This window comes from Streptomyces sp. NPDC030021, from assembly GCF_055574035.1.
In genome coordinates this window covers 1-17229 of sequence record NZ_JBVIAH010000009.1, presented here as the reverse complement: position 1 = coordinate 17229, position 17229 = coordinate 1, and the positions used below count along the sequence as shown (strand labels likewise).

14 protein-coding genes and 4 pseudogenes are annotated in these 17229 nt (G+C 69.0%); 8 read left to right on the top strand and 10 right to left on the bottom strand.

Going from position 1 to position 17229, the window contains the following annotated elements; genetic code table 11:
* The first annotated feature begins 36 nt into the window (after nucleotides 1-36).
* The 4 genes from ACZ4YL_RS19225 (at nucleotide 37) to ACZ4YL_RS19210 (ending at nucleotide 3271) form a co-directional block, all read left to right on the top strand.
* Nucleotides 37-765 (top strand): SCO6745 family protein, encoded by a 729-nt coding sequence (locus ACZ4YL_RS19225; RefSeq protein ID WP_468117770.1) that lies wholly within the window; start codon nucleotides 37-39, stop codon nucleotides 763-765.
* 430 nt (nucleotides 766-1195) lie between these two features.
* Nucleotides 1196-1519 carry a hypothetical protein gene (locus ACZ4YL_RS19220; RefSeq protein WP_468117769.1) on the top strand — a complete coding sequence of 108 codons (324 nt, stop codon included), beginning with the start codon at nucleotides 1196-1198 and terminating at the stop codon, nucleotides 1517-1519.
* Nucleotides 1520-1943: 424 nt separating this feature from the next.
* The gene (locus ACZ4YL_RS19215) at nucleotides 1944-2714 is read left to right on the top strand and encodes a 2OG-Fe dioxygenase family protein (protein ID WP_468117767.1); all 771 of its coding nucleotides are present in this window, start codon (nucleotides 1944-1946) and stop codon (nucleotides 2712-2714) included.
* Nucleotides 2715-2800: 86 nt separating this feature from the next.
* The gene (locus tag ACZ4YL_RS19210; protein WP_468117765.1) at nucleotides 2801-3271 is read left to right on the top strand and encodes a hypothetical protein; all 471 of its coding nucleotides are present in this window, start codon (nucleotides 2801-2803) and stop codon (nucleotides 3269-3271) included.
* 283 nt (nucleotides 3272-3554) lie between these two features.
* Here ACZ4YL_RS19210 and ACZ4YL_RS19205 read toward each other — a convergent pair whose 3' ends face one another.
* On the bottom strand, nucleotides 3555-3755 hold the full coding sequence (locus ACZ4YL_RS19205; protein ID WP_468117764.1) for a hypothetical protein: 201 nt from the start codon (nucleotides 3753-3755) through the stop codon (nucleotides 3555-3557).
* Nucleotides 3756-3764: 9 nt separating this feature from the next.
* On the opposite strand from ACZ4YL_RS19205, the gene ACZ4YL_RS19200 reads away from it, so the two are divergent.
* Entirely contained in the window at nucleotides 3765-6602 is a 2838-nt protein-coding gene (locus tag ACZ4YL_RS19200) for a tetratricopeptide repeat protein (protein ID WP_468117763.1), read from the top strand.
* Nucleotides 6603-6833: 231 nt separating this feature from the next.
* Here the strand turns inward: ACZ4YL_RS19200 and tpg are convergent, their stop codons facing one another.
* The 3 genes and pseudogenes from tpg to ACZ4YL_RS19185 form a co-directional block, all read right to left on the bottom strand.
* Complete coding sequence (gene tpg, locus ACZ4YL_RS19195; protein WP_468117762.1) at nucleotides 6834-7388, bottom strand: telomere-protecting terminal protein Tpg; 555 nt, start codon at nucleotides 7386-7388, stop codon at nucleotides 6834-6836.
* Nucleotides 7389-7393: 5 nt separating this feature from the next.
* Nucleotides 7394-9499 carry a telomere-associated protein Tap gene (tap, locus tag ACZ4YL_RS19190; protein ID WP_468117760.1) on the bottom strand — a complete coding sequence of 702 codons (2106 nt, stop codon included), beginning with the start codon at nucleotides 9497-9499 and terminating at the stop codon, nucleotides 7394-7396.
* Between the two features lie 464 nt (nucleotides 9500-9963).
* Nucleotides 9964-11034: pseudogene (locus tag ACZ4YL_RS19185) on the bottom strand (hypothetical protein); the annotation flags it as partial.
* A 387-nt stretch (nucleotides 11035-11421) separates the two neighbouring features.
* On the opposite strand from ACZ4YL_RS19185, the gene ACZ4YL_RS19180 reads away from it, so the two are divergent.
* Nucleotides 11422-11718, top strand: coding sequence for a hypothetical protein (locus tag ACZ4YL_RS19180; RefSeq protein WP_468117759.1), 297 nt, complete (start codon nucleotides 11422-11424; stop codon nucleotides 11716-11718).
* Nucleotides 11719-11754: 36 nt separating this feature from the next.
* Here ACZ4YL_RS19180 and ACZ4YL_RS19175 read toward each other — a convergent pair.
* A pseudogene (locus ACZ4YL_RS19175) lies at nucleotides 11755-11946 on the bottom strand (ATP-binding protein); the annotation flags it as partial.
* Between the two features lie 681 nt (nucleotides 11947-12627).
* Here ACZ4YL_RS19175 and ACZ4YL_RS19170 point away from each other — a divergent pair.
* On the top strand, nucleotides 12628-12774 hold the full coding sequence (locus ACZ4YL_RS19170; protein WP_468117758.1) for a hypothetical protein: 147 nt from the start codon (nucleotides 12628-12630) through the stop codon (nucleotides 12772-12774).
* Nucleotides 12775-12839: 65 nt separating this feature from the next.
* Here ACZ4YL_RS19170 and ACZ4YL_RS19165 read toward each other — a convergent pair whose 3' ends face one another.
* The 4 genes and pseudogenes from ACZ4YL_RS19165 to ACZ4YL_RS19150 all read right to left on the bottom strand — a co-directional run bounded on the left by ACZ4YL_RS19165 (nucleotide 12840) and on the right by ACZ4YL_RS19150 (nucleotide 15360).
* Complete coding sequence (locus ACZ4YL_RS19165) at nucleotides 12840-13280, bottom strand: cupin domain-containing protein (RefSeq protein ID WP_468117757.1); 441 nt, start codon at nucleotides 13278-13280, stop codon at nucleotides 12840-12842.
* Nucleotides 13277-13447, bottom strand: a complete 171-nt coding sequence (locus ACZ4YL_RS19160; RefSeq protein ID WP_468117756.1) for a hypothetical protein — start codon at nucleotides 13445-13447, stop codon at nucleotides 13277-13279. Before ACZ4YL_RS19160 ends, ACZ4YL_RS19165 begins: the two co-directional genes overlap by 4 nt.
* Before the next feature lie 68 nt (nucleotides 13448-13515).
* On the bottom strand, nucleotides 13516-13842 hold the full coding sequence (locus ACZ4YL_RS19155) for a hypothetical protein (RefSeq protein ID WP_355981774.1): 327 nt from the start codon (nucleotides 13840-13842) through the stop codon (nucleotides 13516-13518).
* Between the two features lie 4 nt (nucleotides 13843-13846).
* Nucleotides 13847-15360 (bottom strand): annotated as a pseudogene (locus ACZ4YL_RS19150) (NF041680 family putative transposase).
* A 346-nt stretch (nucleotides 15361-15706) separates the two neighbouring features.
* Here ACZ4YL_RS19150 and ACZ4YL_RS19145 point away from each other — a divergent pair.
* Nucleotides 15707-16608: pseudogene (locus tag ACZ4YL_RS19145) on the top strand (IS5 family transposase).
* Here the strand turns inward: ACZ4YL_RS19145 and ACZ4YL_RS19140 are convergent.
* Nucleotides 16576-17028, bottom strand: coding sequence for a DUF6924 domain-containing protein (locus ACZ4YL_RS19140; RefSeq protein WP_468117754.1), 453 nt, complete (start codon nucleotides 17026-17028; stop codon nucleotides 16576-16578). The pseudogene ACZ4YL_RS19145 and the gene ACZ4YL_RS19140 sit on opposite strands and share 33 nt — an antisense overlap.
* Between the last annotated feature and the right edge of the window lie 201 nt (nucleotides 17029-17229).

Sequence of the window (17229 nt, the reverse complement as noted above, 5' to 3'; positions counted from 1 at the left end):
TTGACCTACTGAGTTGGTGTGGGTGATCTTCAGCGCATGGAAATCTTCGACTGCATCTCCGCGGTTGCCCGGCCCATCCACGATTTCGGTGACGAGTTCATGTCCGACGAGGCGACGGCCGCCGTCGGTCTGAGTGCCGGGTTCGCCCCGGGGCGCGGCTTCTACTGCCGCGGACGGTTCGGGGTGCTCGGCGAGGCGCCGGTCTCGGTGATCCAAGCGGTACAGGGCTTCCTCGGCCCCCACCTCGTTACCGCGGGCTGGCTGGCGGGACGGCCCGTGATGTCGGCCGAGGAGGCCGCCGCCTGTTATGCGCAGGCCGTCCGGACCTGGGGACGTGCCCACATCCCCGGCGACGTCGACGTGGAGCACTTCAATCACCTGGCACAGCAGCTGATCGACCACGCCGACGCCGACGCCCTTCCCCTGTTCGCCGGCTGGCGCGCACAGCCCTGCCCCGGCGACGACCCGGTGGGCGCGGCCATGCAGCGCGTACACGTACTACGGGAACACCGTGGCGCCTGCCATCTGGCCGCGGTGCGCCTGTGCGGGCTGAGCGGCCAAGAGGCCATGGTCATCAACCTCGGTGTCGAACAGGCAACCCACTACGGCTGGCATGAGCCACACCCCGTTGCCGCGGCACAGGTCCCCCGACTGCAACGTGCCGAGCAACTCACCGACAAGATGCAGGCGCCGCTCTACGCCGCACTGACCGACCGGCAACGTACGGAGTTCGCCCAGCTCGTCAACGCGTTGACCGCCCACTGATTACGCGACCGCTTCACCGAGGCGGCTTGAGTGCCTTTCAAGCCATCGGGTCGGCGCGGCCGCGCTCGGCGATCCGGCGCTCTTCCTGGACCGGCATGGCGACGGACGCGGGCTACCAACGCCACGATTGCACCGCGTCCCCGACCGTCTGACCTGTGAACAGTCGCCGGGGGCGGGCACCTCGTCCCGGCCGTGGGCGAGGATCGGCAGCAGCGCCTCGGCGGCGTCGCACACGCTGCACGCTGCACGCCGTGGTGCTGGGGCGTGCGAGCGCGTCGAGCGCGGCCGGTGCCCAGCGGGTGTGCACGGTCGCTGGCGTGCTGGCAGCACTCGGCGTGGATGGTGGCGGGCCGCCCGTGGGTGCGGCTGTCGAGCAGCCACGCCCACCGGGGAGATGCTGGCTCCTGGCCTGCGCAGCCAGGATCGCTCCATGTCGACCGACGTCAGCGGAATGATCGAATGCCGGCCGGGGGGCCGCCTGTGGGGCCCCGACGACGAGGACTCCGTATGGGAGGTCGGCATTGATCTCTTCCTCCTCAACAGGGGCAACGCCTACGACGGCCTGGCCTGCCTCTTCGGGATCCGCAACTCCTTCGGCTTCCGTCCCCCGGCGGAAGATCCGGGCTTCCCGGACGACGCCTCGGACGGGCTGCGAGGTGAGTTCGCCAGCTGCGGCGGCCCTTATGATGTGCACGGAACCACCTGGCTGACCTGGGCCGGCAGTAGCGGCTGCGGGCGCGAGCGCGGTGGCTGAGCCGGTCGTGTTCCAGGTGCTCGCGCACGGAGCAGTGATCACGACACAGTGACCGGTGTCCCAGCGGGTGATTCCGCCGGGGCACCGGTGCGTCCGGACCCGCCAATCGCGCAACCCCCGGGCCCCGGTGCATGGTGCCGAAGCCGCTGAAGGCTCGCCGATCGGATTTGCGTCCTCCGGCGACCCGTAGGACGCTCAGCAGCCGGACAGCCCGTAGCCGCGGCCGTGCGACGAGCACGCCGCAAGGGTTGTGGCCTTGTATCGCAGGGCCGCGTCAAACCCGGGGCGTCACGGGGGAGGCATGGCTGGGGCCGGCACGGGCCTTCAGCACCATAGCCCTTGTGGTGACCCGTTGGAGGAACACGTGGAAAAGGCTGAACCCCAGGGGCGATCGCACTCTGATGCGGGGGGTCCGGGTGAAGGCATGGACGGTCTGCGCGAGCGCGGGTTCGTCCGCTACGGCGCTGAGCAACTCGGTATCCACCCGGACGGCTCCGCTGCGAGGGACCTGGCCAGCATCCGGGAGGCCTTCGAGGCTCTGCCGCCTGACCCGTACGCTCCGGGGACGAATCGGTTCCGCCGGTACTCCCACGCCGTGTACCTGCCGTGGAAGGGCGAACTGTCCTGGATTCCCGGAGCCCCCGACCCCGTACACGGTACGGTCACCGACTTCTCCCAGGGCGAGGAGGACCCTGAGCACCCGCGGACGCGGCGCGTGCTCCCCGACATCCCAGAGGCGCTGCGCGGCAACGCTCTGCTGTTGCGACTCCTGCGCTGGGACATCGAACAGGTCCTGTCCCTGAAGAATCTGGGGAGACGGCCGCTGTGGGCCGGTGTCCACCTGATCAGGCTCGGCGTCGACCGTCCCGGCCAGGAGGCCGTTTCCTCCCCGAACTGCTTGCACCAGGACGGAGGTTCCGCCAGCACGTTCACTTTCGCCCACCTGATCAGCCGTACCAACGTCACCGGCGGGCAGAACGTCATCGCCACACCGGGCAGCGCAGGCCTGCAGCCCGAGGACCCGTGGGCAGACATCCACGCCGACTTCACCCTCACGGACCCACTGGACGGCTACGCCGTCCACGACCACAGAGTCAGCCACTACGTCGGCCCGGTCCGCGCGGGCTCCGAGCCAGGGCCGGGCGAACGGTCCATCCTCATCGTCGGCCTCGCCCCGTACGTCCCCCAGCTGTGACACCGGCACCACCACCTCCCAGCCCGCCGAACACGCTAGCGCGCGCTCGCCCGACGACGACCTATCGGAGGCACGCTCGGACTGCCGTGATCTCCCGCTTGGAATATCAACTGGGCTTGCTGGTAGGGAACATGCACAATGGCGTCGCACCTCAAGATCACTGCACCGGAGACTCGGGGGGACCCATGATGAAGAGAAGTGACGTCGGCAGGCTCAGTGCCACGGCTGCAGCCCTGGGAATGGCGTGCATCGGCATACTCGCCACGGCGGGGCCTGCTGCGGCCGCCGGCAATGGGCAGACCGTCGCGGTCAGCACGCGGTACTCGGACAGGATTTTCATCTGCGGCCACAACCAGTCGGACACCTTGGTGTGTACGGACTGGATAGCGACGCCCCAAACATGGGCCTTCGTATCCGGTTGGTGGTGGAAGGGCCAGATCACCATCACGGGTGAGCAGCTCGACGCCGGCCAGCCCGTTAGAAGGCGGGCAAAGTGCGACGTGCCCGTGTCGTACCCGTCCAGTCTGTTCTGGTGCGAGACCAAGGACCAGCTCTGACCGTCCGCCAGACCGGACGACAGCCGGCTTGACGGTCAAGGGCAGCGCTCAAGCGGGGATCGGGGTCGGGCACCCCGCCCCCGCTCCCGCACCCGAGCGTGCCCTCGTGCGGACACGCACCGGCCGCTTCCCTTGTGCCCACCGACCCGCTCGGCCGGAGTCCGGCGCACTCGATGCCGCCCTGTCCCGGCGTCGGGGCGTACCCCTTGCCGGCAACAGGGCCCGCCCGGAGTTCACCTGGCAACGCCGATGCCGCCGACAGCGGGGACCGAAGCGGCAGTTGTCACCTGAGGAGTTGCGCGAGCGTGGCGGCCACAGTGGCGGCCAGGGCCACGGCGCCGGCGAACGTGGTGGCCGCCTTCATCACCGCCGAAGGGTACGTCGCCCCCGTCAAGCGGGCGATCTTGGCGGCCGCGGCCGCAGCCAAAAGCGCGATGACCATCACCAGACCAGTGCCGAGCAGGACAACAGCGATCCCTGGCATGGAAGCTCCTTGGAGTCGGGAACGACGACGCCACCGACGCTCGCGGAAGGGCTGTTCGACGGGGTGTGGGTGAACGAAGATGAACACCACCGAACGTCGGGCACCGGGGCTGGGGGACAGGTGGAAGAGCTGACGCCGGGGCCGTCAGGGCTAATCGGACTGCGCGCCCGGCTGGAGAACGGGCTGGCCCGCAGCGGGCTGACGAAGACACAACTGGCGCGCCAAGCCGGGCTGGGACGGACCACTGTCCAGGAGGCCTTCCGCCCCGCAGGGCCCGTCCCCTCGCCCCGTACGCTTGCGGCTCTGGCCCGCGTACTACGACTCCCGGCCGAAGAGCTGATCGGCCTCGGCCGGACCCCGGAGAGCACCTCGGTCGGCGCGCCAACGCCGAGCCAAGGGGTGGGCAAGCCCATCAGCGCATGGGATCCACACGACCTGGAGATCCACCCCGCAGGACCGCTGCCCGGACAGGGCCGGTCCGCCACCTCAGCACAACGCCCGCTTCCCGGCTACGTCCGCCGGCCACACGACCGAGTCATGGCCCAGGTGGTGCGGGAGGCAGCTCAGGGGCACAGCCGTCTGCTCGTGCTGGTCGGTTCGTCATCGACCGGCAAAACCAGGGCCTGCTGGGAGTCCGTGCAACCGCTGGCCAAGAATGGCTGGCGCCTTTGGCACCCGTTCGCCCCGACACGCGCGCAGGCGGCGCTCGATGGCATCGAAACGGTTGAGCCACGCACGGTCGTGTGGCTCAACGAGGCCCAGCACTACCTCGACGCCCCTGGAGCCGGCCAGGAACTCGCAGCGGCCCTGCACACACTGCTCACCGACTCTGAACGCGGTCCCGTCCTCATCCTGGGAACCTTGTGGCCCGAGTTCGCCGAGAGCTACGCCCTGCCACCGACGCCCGGCGGGCCCGACCCCTACAGCAGAGTCAGGGAACTCCTCGCCGGGCGGCTGGTCGGCGTGCCCGAATCCTTCGACGGGGCGGCGTTACGCAGTGCTTCCGTTCTCGCTGCGAGGGGAGACCGACTGCTGGCCGCTGCCCTCACCAGAACGAGCGGCGACGGGTGCGTGACCCAGGACCTCGCCGGGGCCCCGGAACTGCTGCGAAGATATGAGAACAGCACACCGGCTGCCAAAGCACTGCTCAAAGCGGCGATGGACGCACGGAGGTTCGGCGCCGGTCTCCACCTGCCCCAGGAGTTTCTCACCGACGCCGCTGTCGACTACCTCAGCGACTACGAGTTCAGCCAACTCACCGACGACTGGGCCGAGGCGGCTTTCGCCGATCTCGTGCTGCCCGTCCACGGAAAACAGACACCCCTGCACCGCTCTCGCATCCGCCCAGCGCGTCGCCGGCCGGGTGCCCCGGTGCAAGAACCCTCGGCATCGCCCACACGGGGACCGTTCTTCCGGCTTGCCGACTACCTGGAGCAGTACGGTCGTAGGGACCGCCGGACTCTATGCCCGCCCGCATCATTCTGGGACGCCGCCTACAGCCACCTCACGAGCCCCGACGAGCTCAGCAGCCTTGCGCACGCGGCCCATGCCCGCCACCGGCTTCAGTGGGCCCACTACCTTCGCCAACGTGCCGCGGCACTCGGCGATGTGACAGACGGGTTGATGCACAAGACGCCCGGTACCCGAGGCGCGGCCCGATCTCCGGCTCCCCCGAGCGACACAGAGGACGTCCGCAGGCTGATCCGACGGGCCGAGGCACACGAAGAAGCGGGGGAGCGCGACGCAGCCGAAGCGCTCTACCGACAAGCCGTCGACGCAGGAAGCACACGGGCACTGCTGCGACTGGCGTGGTCGAAGGAACGGGCAGAGGACACTTCTGCACTCGACGGCCTGGCCTCCAAGGCCGCCACGTCCGGCGACCCTCGAGCACTGGCCGCCATGGCCCTGATCCAGCAGAACGCCGGAAACCACGACGGCGCGCACGCTCTGGCCCAGCAGGCAGCAGCCCTCGGCGACACCCACACCCTGGTCCGCCTGGCCCTGATGCAAGACGACATGGGCCACCGTGAGCAGGCGGAGGCGCTGTATCGCCAGGCGGCGGATGCCGGAAACATGCGTGCGCTGATCGACCTGACGCTCCTGCGCGAGCGGGCCGGAGACCGTGACGGTGCAGATGCCCTGGCCCGCCGGGCCGCGAAGAAGGGAGACAGCCGGGTGCTCGTTGACCTTGCCGTGGTGCGAGAGCGTACCGGGGACCACGAGGCTGCTGAGCAGCTCTACCGTCAGGCGACGGAAGGCGGCGACACCCACCCCAAGAGCAACGCAGGAGGAGTCGCGCGGGCCCTGACTCGCCTGGCTCTGATGAGGGAGCGCGCGGGAGATCGCGACGGCGCCCGACGTCTCTACCATCGGGCGGCCGACGCCGGCAGTAACCATGCGCTGGTTCAGATGGCCCTGATGAGCGAGGACGACGGAGACCTCGACAAGGCCGAACGCGTGTACCGGAAGGCCGCCGCCCGGGGCAGCAACCGGGCCTTGGTCCGCCTTGCGCTGATGAAGGAACGCGGAGGGGACGCGAGCGGCGCCGAGGAGGTAGCCATCCGCGCGGCCGAGTCCGGCACCACCCATGTACTGGCCCGGCTGGCACTCCTGCGGCAGGAACGTGGAGACCATGATGGTGCCGAGCAGCTCTACCGGCGGGCCGCTGACGCCGGAGACAGCCGAGCCCTGGTAGATCTGGCGAGACTGCTGGAACGGGCAAGCCGCGGGAAGGAAGCCGAAACCCTCTACCGGAAGGCTGCCGACACCGGTGACCTTCCCTTCCACGTCCTGGCGGGCAGATGGCCGCACGGACTGGACCCAGACGGAACACCCGCCCGGGTCTAGTATTCCGGGCAGTCCCGGACCCCGAAATCTCCTGTCGTACGGCCGCCATGCCGTTCCCGGCGACGCCCTGCCCGCCGGCACGTCCGGACTGACCGTCAAGCACCCGGCCACGCCCGGGACCCAGTCCCTGGCCTGCTCTTCCAGGACGTGGTCGCCGTCACGGAAGAGCCGTCGGAATCAACCGGGCACTCAGTCGCAGATCCGGGTGGACGTGACCGCCCGGCCCTCTCCTCAGAACGACACGTCGATGTAGTCGATGTCGGTGAGTTCGACTTCGAGGTGGTCGGCGCGGGTACCGCCGTCTTTGAAGTAGGTCTCCTGGAGTCCTTCGGCGACGATCGCCCGGAGTTCCGGATCGCCGGCGCCTTGCTGCTGGGCGTCGAACAGGTGCTGCGCGTACGCGGGCGGGAGGTGGACGGTGAGGCGTCGCATGCGGCCGTCGTCGGTGGTGCCGATGGGCGCGGTGTAGCCGAACCGGGCGCGTGTTTCGACGGTGATGCCGGTGCGGGTGGCGGCTTCCTTGCGGCGGCGGTCGCGGACCTTGGGCTGCCAGCGGGCCCGTACGGCGGCGTCGATGCGGTCGGTGATCGCCTTGGGCGGAGTTTTGCGTTCCCCGGTGCGGTAGCGCTCGATGGAGCGCTGGCTGACGCCGAGCTCGGCGGCCACGGCGTTGGTGGTCTTCAGCTTGCCCATCAGGAAGTTGATGCGCCCTTTCAGGGTCTTGGGCGGTTCCCGTGTGAACGTCTCGCGGCCCGCGCGCTCCAGAGCGTCGTCGATGTCCCCCACGGCTTCTATTCTCCTTCGTCCGTGACGGCGTCGCCGCCCTTGATGTGGCGGGCCGGGTTCAGGCCCTTCTCCATGAGGTCGACGGCCCACGCCATTTCCTGGACCCCTTCGACCTTCGCGAGGCCCGGCGTCGTCCCGAGGCGGAAGGAGCCGGGGAGCGGCTTGCCGGAGGTGGTGTAGGGCAGGAAGTCGAGCGGGGAGGGCCCAGGGCTGGCGTAGACGACGCAGTCGGAGAGGACGCCGAGCGGGTACTGCCCGGTGGCCTTGGCGACGTTGGCCATCTTGCGGTGCATGTTGACCCGGGCCTTGGCAATGACCGCGGCCCGGATGTCGGGCCGCCAGGTCGGCCGATCCAGCGCCGGCCACCGCTCGCCGTCGCGGTAGTGCCGTCCCTGCGGGCGCTCGCGCAGCTTGCCGATGCCACCCTTGACCGTCGCCTTGATAGCGGCCAGCACGGCCGCCATCCCCGGATCTACGTCCTTGTGCTGCTCCATCGCGGCGAGGAACTGCCGGTCGTCCAAGTCCGCGGTCACACCGAGGTCGGCGAGTGTGTCGGCGTAGGCGGTCTTGAGGCGGTCGTGCCACGGATCCAGGTACGCGCCGGTCTCCCTGCGCAGGAATGCCTCGATGGGGGCGACGTCGTGGCCGAGTTCCTGGGCGTAGGCGAGGGTGTGGGTCTGGTACCAGGCCGGACCGGTCGGCCGCTGCCCGGTCGGGGTGAACGGTGACGGCAGGCGAGGGTCCAGCTCGATGTGGGAGAGGTCGGCCAGCCAGGAGCCGGGGATCTTCTTGTTGAACTTCGGTGCGTGGAAGTGGTCGGGTGCGGACAGTCCGACGACCAGGCGCGCGGAGGCGGCGAGGAACGCGGTGTTCAGGTCCAGGCCGACCGCGTACGGGAGCAGGCACTCCTCATCCGACAGCAGCTCGACCTCGCGCACCCACTGGTAGGCCTCCTCGTCCAGAACCCCGCCGGTCCATCCCTGCGCGACCGGGTGCTCGGTCGGGGCTTCCGGCGGTGCGGGGTCCATCGGCTCGGTGCCGAGCGAGCCCGGGTTGTAGGCGGACGCCCACTCACCCGTGGTCTCGTTCTTCACGGCGCGGGTCGGCGGGCGCAGCGCGGTCATCAGCTCCAGCCCGGAGGTGGCGGTCGAGCCGCGCGGTGCGATCACCCGGGCCGCGTACGTACCCAGGACACGGGCGATGTCGGCCGGGTCCATGCCCGCGACACCGGGCCAGGACCGTGCATCGAGCGCGTCCCAGGACAGGATCGCGAGCTGCACGCATTGGCGCTGCCCGGCCTGCGCGGGACGGTAGATGCGCGCCCACGGCCCGAAGCCGCGCTGCGTCAGCTTCCACTTCGCCCTGGCGACCTGTTTGACGACCGGGTGGTCGTCCTCAAGGCGCAGGGAGCGGCGCTGCTCGTGGCCCTCCAGGCGCTCGGGCAGTCCCAGCTTCACGGCGGCCGCCGCGGTCAGCACGACCAGTGGATCGGAGTCCTTGCCGTTGCGGTTCAGCCGCGGCGTACCGAGCCCGGACTCCTTCAGCGTCCACTCGGCCAACTGCGCGACGGTGGTGGCCGGGCAGTCCAGCACGATGCCGTCCACGCCGTACGCGCTTCCGTCACCGTCCAGGACCACGAGCGGGCCGTGCGGGAACCGAGGGTCGACAGCTGGCTGCGCGGCGGCCTTCCTCGCCGGGCGGCGCGACGTCGCCGACGGACCGGCCACCTCCACGGGCGCCTTCACGACCGGATCCGGTGCAGCGGCGACGGCGGCCGGGGCGCGCTCGGCGCGTTGCTCCACCAGGCCGGTGAACGCCTCCGGAACCGGAGCGGGTGCGGGCACGGACTCGGAGGCGGCCGGCGCGGGGTACCGCTCGGCCCAGCCCTCCAGCAGCCGCAGATAGGCCTGAAGCCGCGGCGGCCTCGGCTCGGAGCGGCCGTTCTCCCAGTTCTTCACCGTCTGCGGCGTCGACTTCAACGCGGCCGCGAGCCGGGCCTGCGTGACACCGGCCGCCTCACGCAGCCGCGCCCGCTCCGCCGGAGACGGCAGCCGCGGCTCGCCCTCCAGCAGTGCGTCCACCGCATCGAACAGCTCTTCCTGGCTCGGCATGGCCCACCTCCACCCCGAACCCTAGCAGAATTAACCTCACCTGAATGTTGGATTTAACCCCATCGGGGTGTTGTGTTTTCGGGATGTGTTGCGGGGGGCTGGTATCCAACTGATCTGCCGCAGTGAAGGTTGAGCATTCTCACCGAACATCGAGTGATGGCCGCGCGGTAGGTCAGAAACCTGTTCAGCCCTCGGTGCTCGGTGCTCGGTGCGCGTGTCCGCGTGCGGGCCGGCGCACGGCGGGAGTCACGACGTCCACCTCCGGCGCTGATCACTACAGCGCTCTGACCAGCGCGCTTAACCATCGGTGAGAAAGAACGCCGGTCATCAACCTTCGCTGAGAATCACTCGAAGAACTCCGGGCAACTGCCGGTGCGGTCGGCCGGAGTAGGGACGCGGAGGACCCCGCACGAAACCGGGAGATCGGGGGTTCACGTGCGGGGCCGCTCACGGGGTGTGGGCCGTCAGACTCCGATCAGGGTGTACGTACCCGTACCGTCCTGCCTGCCGCTGGAGTACTGGCGGATGAACTCCCCGTCCGCGTACCGGTCGTGGCCCATCATGGAGCCGGTGTACTTGTTCTGTACACCGACCATCGAGCTGCCGGGTACGTCGCGGTAGATGTAGAACCGCTGGAGGCCGTCCTCCGTGCAGGGGGCCGTCATCAGGACCGCCCGTTCCGTGGCCGCGTCCTGCTCGGCGATGGTCGCGCACCCGCCGTTGCCCCAGTTCCACAGGGACGCTTCGAGGACCTGGTTGTGCTCCGTCACGTTGCACAGCCGCCAGTTGTCCAGGTGGGCGCTGAAGATCGTTGAGGGCCGCAGGCGGACACCGTCGGCCGCCAGGAGCGGCGCGCCCCAGGACAGGGGCTTGCCGGGTACAGCGATCTTGTAGGAGCCTGGCTCGCAGTTGAGAGAGGCCCGCGCGCTACGCCCGGTGGCCTTGGGCTGTTCGGCGGACGTGCCGCTGGTGAGAGCCGGGCGCTGCACGAGGCGGTCCCGCATCTGCTTCGCCGTCGGCGCCACCGCCCCCGCCGGGTGCTCGGCCTTCGCGGCGGCCGAGCCGCAGTCGAGGAGGTCTTGCGCCTTGGCCATGATGCTGTTGGCGGGCACCTTGTCCTGGCAGCGCACCGCGCCTTCCTCAAGGGTGGTGTAGGTGGTGAAGCTGCCGCTGCCGGGCCCCTCGATCCACTTCAACCCCCAACTGCTGTCGCCCTGTTGGACGCGGTTGCAGTTGAGGCTTGCGTACGTACCGGTGACCTTCTTGGTGCCCTTGTAGGCGCCGTAGTAGCCGGGCTGGTGGAAATTCCACGTGACCGAATTCGACACGCTGCTGGTGGAGGAGTAGTCGACCTGAACGTTCAGACCCAGGCTCGCGCCGACGGTGCCGAGGGTCTCGACGGCGAAGCTGCCCTGGACGGTGCCGTTGAGGCCGACGGCGACCGAGATGGTGGTCTGGGTGCTGGTGCTGGTGCTGATGGTCCGGTAGCCGGTCGTGCCCTCGGTGACGTACCAGCCCTTGAAGTGGGTGATCGTCTGTGGCTATGACGACTTCTGGGGGAGTCATTCGTCGAGAAGTTTGGGGGGCGCGTGGAGGGGGCCGATTGATCAACATCGATGAGTCTTGATGTCGCAATCTTGTGCGAGCTGATGGTCGCGGTGCTTCGGCCGCGACGTGGCCCAGCGTCGGCCACCGGAGGTTGACGGCGTGGCTGCCTCGGAGCGATCCGGATGAAGGACTGTCCTTGCACCGCCAAATCGCTCGACGGTTCGAGCAGGCGTTCACGCACGCAAAGCTCGATGTCCTCCTGGCCCGCATCGCCGACCGCGAGCCGCGCCTCCGACTCGCGGCCTATCGACCAGAATGTCCGGCCGCGTGTACTAGGATCCGCCGCTAGCATCACTCGATCGATAGGAGGCCCGATGATCGGCGTGCTCGTGACTTTCACGCAGAGCGACAAGTTCGATCGTTCAGCTCTCGCAAAGATTGCCAGCGAACTCCGAGGACCGTTCGAAGGCATGGTCGGCCTTCGCTTCAAGAGCTTCATGCTCGACGAAGACGGCGTTCAGGCAAGGAACTTCTACGTGTGGGATGACGAGGAGAAAGGCCGCGCCTTCTTCACGGAGGAGCTCGTCGACAAGGTGACGGGGGTTTATGGCGCCCCGCCCAAAATCGAATACCTCGATATCGTGGGGTTCGTCGACAACTCTGGCCCCTGATTCTCAAGGAGGCTGTCGGGGTCCGATGCCTGCCGGTCAGACTGCTTCGGCGCGATCGGCTTGGGCTTTGGTGTGAGCGAGGCGGTAAGACTCGGTGCCGGTCTGGATGATGTTGCCGCCGAAGGTAAGGCGGTCGACGATGGCTGCGCAGAGCCGGGGGTCGGTGAAGGTCTTGGTCCATCCGCCGAAGGATTCGTTCGAGGCGATCGCCACGCTGTCCTGCGACTCCACCGTCCGGGGCGGCGGGATCGCGCAGCGCACACGGATCTCTTACCAGGGCGAGGTGCTGAGCACCGACGCGGCTCCGTCATCAGCCACCAGAGCTGGGCGGGTCCCTCGCTGCGCTGTGACGGGCTGGTCGGCGCGTACCCCGGCTGCATCGTCACCGAGGACTGGCCCAGGTGACCATCAGCAAGTCCGCCTACGGGGCCGCCGCAGGGGCCTACGAATGGGCGCAGAACAACCCGGCCAACAGCAGCCTCGGCACCGAGAAGAAGCCGCTCACGCGTGACGCCGACGAGACGAGGGAGCGCAGCAGGCGCTGCTACAGCTGTGAAGCGCCCCCGAAGACGACATCCGGGACGCGCACGCGGGCGCGGCGGGTGTACTGGTTGGCGACAGCGAGCCGGGCCCGCCGTCTGTGTGTCGAGGCTCTTCGGGCGGTGTGCGCGTGCGGATGGCGCAGCGCCGCGGAGTACTCCCTGGACTGGGAGACGGTCGGCGACCGGCCCCTGTACGAAGCGGTCGTCGACCTCGCAGGACCGCTTGCGGACTGGAGCGCGCACCTGTCCGTCGTCCGCGATACGGCCGTGCCGCTGCCCGAGCCGCTGGCCGCGCTCCTGGTAGGGATGGCCGGGCAGCTGACGGTCACGGCCGCGGACGCGCCGTTGGCCGCGCCGCGCCGCCGGTGTGTTGGAGCGGATCGCCGCCCGGGTCGGCCGGGAGACCGTCGGCGCGCTTCGCGACGACGGTGTCTCCGCCGAAGCGGTGGCCGCCGCGCTCGGCACCACCCGCGCCCAGGCTCTGGTCCTGCTCCTGACCGCGCAGGGCAGGTAACGGCACGCACCACAGCGTCCGCCTTGCTGGGTTTCGGTTTCGCCGGAGGGCACCCTTGCGCCCCCCTACGGCGGTGTGAGGAGTGTGAAGTCGGCGAAGTCGAACCCGGGTGTCACCAGGCAGCTCACCAGGACCTCTTCGTCGCTGGCGGGGCAGGCGCTTTGCCAGTGGCCGGCGGGCACGCACACCTCCAGCTCGGTGCCGGGGGAACGGTGTGATCCCAGGCGGTACTCGGTGACCGTGGTCGGTGTCGGCCCGGGCGGGCTGATGTGCAGGGCGAGGGGGCCGCCGTCGCGCCAGAGCCAGATCTCGTCGCTGGCCACCGTGTGCCACTGGGACCGTTCCCCCGGTGCCAGCAGGAAGTGGATGAGGGTGGCCGACGGCCGCTGACCGCGGCCGGCCGGATGCGGGACGGTGACGGGAGAGGTGTAGATCCTGCGGTACCAGCCGCCTTCGGGGTGGGGTTCCAGGCCGAGGGTGCGGGCGGTCTCGGGACGGGAAGTCATCGGTGGCAGCCTCCGGTCGGGACGGCGGTTTCTGGGTCGGTGGGCGGAACGTAGCGCTCGTAGTAGTCCTGGAGGATTCCGGGCTCCTCCAGGGCGGTATCGGCCCAGGCCGGGTCCAGCCCCGTGGGAGCGGTCCGGGTAACGACGGCGCAGGCGCCTGTGAGCATGCTGGCGTATACGAGGTCGGAGTGGTCGCATCCGTGCCGATTTACGCAACAGTCTCTAAACTTGCCGTTTAACCTCCGGTGCCCGACGGGGCAGGTTCGATCGGCGTGGCGAGGGTTACTTGGGCGGTCCATGACCAGGGCTCCGGGGGCGGATCCCAGGTCACCTCGACGTCGGTGTCGTGGACGTCGCGCGCAAGTTCCACCACCATGACTGCCGCAGCGGCTCGCGCATCTTGCGGGTCGGTATTGATCGGAATGTCCAGGCGCCCGCAGAGCATTCCACCTTCCACGGGTTGGATCATGAAGCGCCAGCCCTCCGGCGTCGCCAAGAGGACGATCCCCTTCGGAATGCCCCAGGTGGGCCGCTTCTTCTTCTCCTTCTTGCGTCTCACCATGCCGCTATCCAACATCGTCGGGATCGTGACGATGAACGGGGGTGGCGGGGCTGCTGCCGCGGCGCGGTTTGGTGCCTTTCTTGTGGTGAGCGGGGCGGGCGTAGGGCTCGCCGGTGGCGAGGACGCGTCCAACGTCGTAGCGGGTGGCGGGCTGTCGGTTCTTCGAGCCGACCGGGCGTCCGGGGCCGGGGCGAGTGGGTTTTGGTGCACCGGCCGGCGTGCCCGTCTTCGCGTGCAGGTTCCTGAACCCTCGCCGGACCCGGGCGGGGGTGAGCCTGTTCGGTTCCGCGGGTCGTTCCCAGGGACGTCGGAGGTCGCGTGCGAGTGGGCGGGCGAGGCGGAGCTGAGCGTGTGCGGCCAAGACGAGCCAGGTCCAGCGGTCTGCCGCCGCCGAGTCCCGCAGCTTGGGCCGGGTCCACCCGAGAGTCTGCTTGAGCAGCCGAAACGTGTGTTCCACGTCGAAGCGGCGGAGGAACGCTTGCCAGCACCGGTCGACGTCGGCGGGGCGGCCGCCGGTGCCCGACCACCACAGCCAGACAGGCTTGTTCACCCCGCCGCTGGGCAGCTTTGCGACTGCCAGCCGGATCACGGTGCCCTCGATGATGGGCAGCGGGCCCTCGTGATCGAGCCAGGCCGCCCGTCGGGTCAGCCGGGGGTGCAGCCGGTCCCATGCCTGCGCGGTCGCGGTCCCGTATCGGTCGGTGTTGGTGACGGTCGCTGCGGTGGCTTCGCCCCAGGTCTCGGGTCGGCCGAAGATGAACTCGCCGCCGTGCTTGGGCGGGCGGCCGCCCTGCGGCGGGCAGATCCACGGCACCGGAACGGGCTTGCGCATCACCCGGTCGGAACGGAGCCGGCCCAGAACCTCCACCGGCAGGTCGGCCAGGAGGTGGGCGATGCGGGGCGCGTCGTAGCCCGCGTCGAGCACAACTAAAACCGCAGGGTCCCCATCCCGCCACTGGCCGGCGTCCACCAGGCGTTGGATGACGTCGCGGACCTGGCCGGCGGTGACAGCGGCCAAGTCGGCACCGGGATCGAGCCGGATCGCGTCCAGCAGCGCGGTCCACGAGGGGTCCGGCCGGTCTCCAGGGCGGCGACGATCGAGTACGGCCAGCCGGGCACCATCTGGTGCTTGCCCAGACCTCGGCCGAAGGTATGGCAGAAGGAGCGGTCCGAGGAGGTGTCGGCGTCCGGCCGCAACCACGGGGAGACGTCCACCGCCAGAACGAGCCGACCGTCGCCGGCTCGGGGAAGCGGGACGCTGGTCAGTGCCCGCCTCAGCCGGGCGAGGTCAATCCGGCCGTGGTTGATCCCGGAGTACAACACCCCGTGCCCGCGTCGATGCTCGGGAGCGAGCGCCAAGTCCACGAGGGTGCGGACCGGACCGTCGGTGCACAGCAGCGCGTCGCACAACTCGAACAGGGCGTCGCTCCGTGCGGTCAGGCACGCGTACAACTCCGAGCGGAACTCCGCCACCACCGTGAACGCGTCTCGTTGAATCTCATGCTCGACCAGTCCCACGATCCCGGCCTCCGTGCTGCGTTGTCGCTCAGCACAGAATCGGCCCGCGGAGTCTCATACCGCTGGTGAACTGGGAAAACACCGAACAAGTTCGATCCTCGTTCGACGTCGGACCATAAACGTCAAGCTAAAAGGGCGTTTTGCCCCAGCGGGAGCGTTTGGTGGGCTCTTGGATAGGTGATCTGCATGTAAAGCTGAGGTTGGTGGTCGCCTTCGTGACATCTGTGGTGGGTGACGACGGTCGAGGGTCCGTTTCTGTCCTTCGCTCCTGTCTGATCCCAAGGCGCCCCCGCTCACCCCCGTTTGCGCCCTGTGGTCGAGGGGCTGGTCCCGCTACTACCGGAACATGCGCCGACAGCGACCGTATCCAAGCGACCTGTCCGATGCCCGGTGGGAGTTGACGGAGCCCATTCTGTCGGCCTGGCCGGCCGAGCGGAGAGGGAAAGGTCTGGACACAGGCCGGCCGCCCGAGCGCGATCTGCGGCGGATCATGGACGCGGTCCTTCACGTCGACCGCACAGGCATTCCCTGGCGCTACCTGCCGCACGACTTCGCGCCGTGGGAGACGGTCTACGGGTACTTCGCCGCATGGCAGAAGGACGGCGTTTTCGACCAGCTCAGCGGTGTGCTGCGGCGACTGGTCCGTGAGGCCGAAGGCCGCGACGTCGAACCGACCGCGTGCGTACGGGACGCCCAGAGCGTCAAGACCTCCGCCAACGTGCCCGCGGCCGGCCAGGGCATCGACGCGGGCAAGAAGATCGCAGGCCGCAAGCGCCACATCGGCGTCGACACCCTCGGCCTCCTCCTGGCTGTGCTGGTAACCGCCGCGAACGTCTCAGACAACGCCGGCGGCATCCAGGTGCTCTCACACATCGCGAAAGCCGACCCGCGCGCGGCCAAGGCGTGGGCAGATGCCGGCTACCGCACCAAGGCAATCGATCAGGGTGCCCGCCTCTGAATCGATGTCGAAGTCGTCCAACGCGACCCGGCCAGAAGGGCTTCAAGGTCATCTCCCGCCGCCGGGTAGTGGAGAGGACGTTCGGCCGGCTCATGCATCATCGACGTCTGGCCCGCGACTACGAAACCCACCCACACCGCTCCGAGGCGCTGATCCGCCTCGCGGTGATCGACCTGATGAGCCGTCGCCTCACGCACGAAGCCACACTGAACCGGCGCGACACACAGCCCGCCCCGGGCGTGCCTCGACGTGAGGCGTCAGCCCCCGTCAAAGCCGCGGAAGGTCCCTGATCCATCAGCGGCATCGGCGAAGTCCGCAAAGTCCATGTTGGCGATGCTGAGGTTGGCAGCCACGTCCGGAAACCGCTGCGCCGGAACCCTGAACGTTCGCCCAGGTTCGTCCGAGAGGTCCATGGCCAGGACTGGGTGGCCCGGATCGTCCATCGTGGTCGCGTCCGCCAGGAACATGTAGACGATCTGGTCGTCTTCTTCCGCGGCAGCTTCTTCGTCCAGGAGTGCCTGGACATCCACGCCGGCGAAGCGAAGGTCGCTGACATACGTGGCATGGGGATACTCGCCAGCAGCGTCGAGTGCGGCTCGAACCGCATCCCAGGCTCCCTCGTCACCGAAGTCGGTGCGCAGGACCAGCGAAGTCAGATCATCGGGATGAGGCAGGGACGTGAAGGTGATCCTCTCACCCGACGCTGACATCGACCGCCGGCGAGGTCAGGGCACCCCAACCGCGTCGACGCGACCTCCCGGACCTGACCGGCCGGTCGGCACTACCAAACACCCACCGCCGGGATAAAACGCTCTTTTAGAGGTCGTTTTCATCTTGGGTGTCACTTTCTGGGGCTGTTTGTCCTCCCCGTCGCTGTGTTGCCGGTGGGGCTGCAGTGGCGACTCTGCCTG

What these genes read in the sequence shown, in the direction of transcription:
- ACZ4YL_RS19225 (WP_468117770.1), top strand. Translation starts at nt 37, where the DNA reads ATGGAAATCTTCGACTGCATCTCCGCGGTTGCCCGGCCCATCCACGAT.
- ACZ4YL_RS19220 (WP_468117769.1), top strand. Translation starts at nt 1,196, where the DNA reads ATGTCGACCGACGTCAGCGGAATGATCGAATGCCGGCCGGGGGGCCGC.
- ACZ4YL_RS19215 (WP_468117767.1), top strand. Translation starts at nt 1,944, where the DNA reads ATGGACGGTCTGCGCGAGCGCGGGTTCGTCCGCTACGGCGCTGAGCAA.
- ACZ4YL_RS19205 (WP_468117764.1), bottom strand. Translation starts at nt 3,755, where the DNA reads ATGCCAGGGATCGCTGTTGTCCTGCTCGGCACTGGTCTGGTGATGGTC.
- tap (WP_468117760.1), bottom strand. Translation starts at nt 9,499, where the DNA reads ATGCCGAGCCAGGAAGAGCTGTTCGATGCGGTGGACGCACTGCTGGAG.
- ACZ4YL_RS19180 (WP_468117759.1), top strand. Translation starts at nt 11,422, where the DNA reads ATGATCGGCGTGCTCGTGACTTTCACGCAGAGCGACAAGTTCGATCGT.
- ACZ4YL_RS19165 (WP_468117757.1), bottom strand. Translation starts at nt 13,280, where the DNA reads ATGACTTCCCGTCCCGAGACCGCCCGCACCCTCGGCCTGGAACCCCAC.
- ACZ4YL_RS19160 (WP_468117756.1), bottom strand. Translation starts at nt 13,447, where the DNA reads ATGCTCACAGGCGCCTGCGCCGTCGTTACCCGGACCGCTCCCACGGGG.
- ACZ4YL_RS19155 (WP_355981774.1), bottom strand. Translation starts at nt 13,842, where the DNA reads ATGGTGAGACGCAAGAAGGAGAAGAAGAAGCGGCCCACCTGGGGCATT.
- ACZ4YL_RS19140 (WP_468117754.1), bottom strand. Translation starts at nt 17,028, where the DNA reads ATGTCAGCGTCGGGTGAGAGGATCACCTTCACGTCCCTGCCTCATCCC.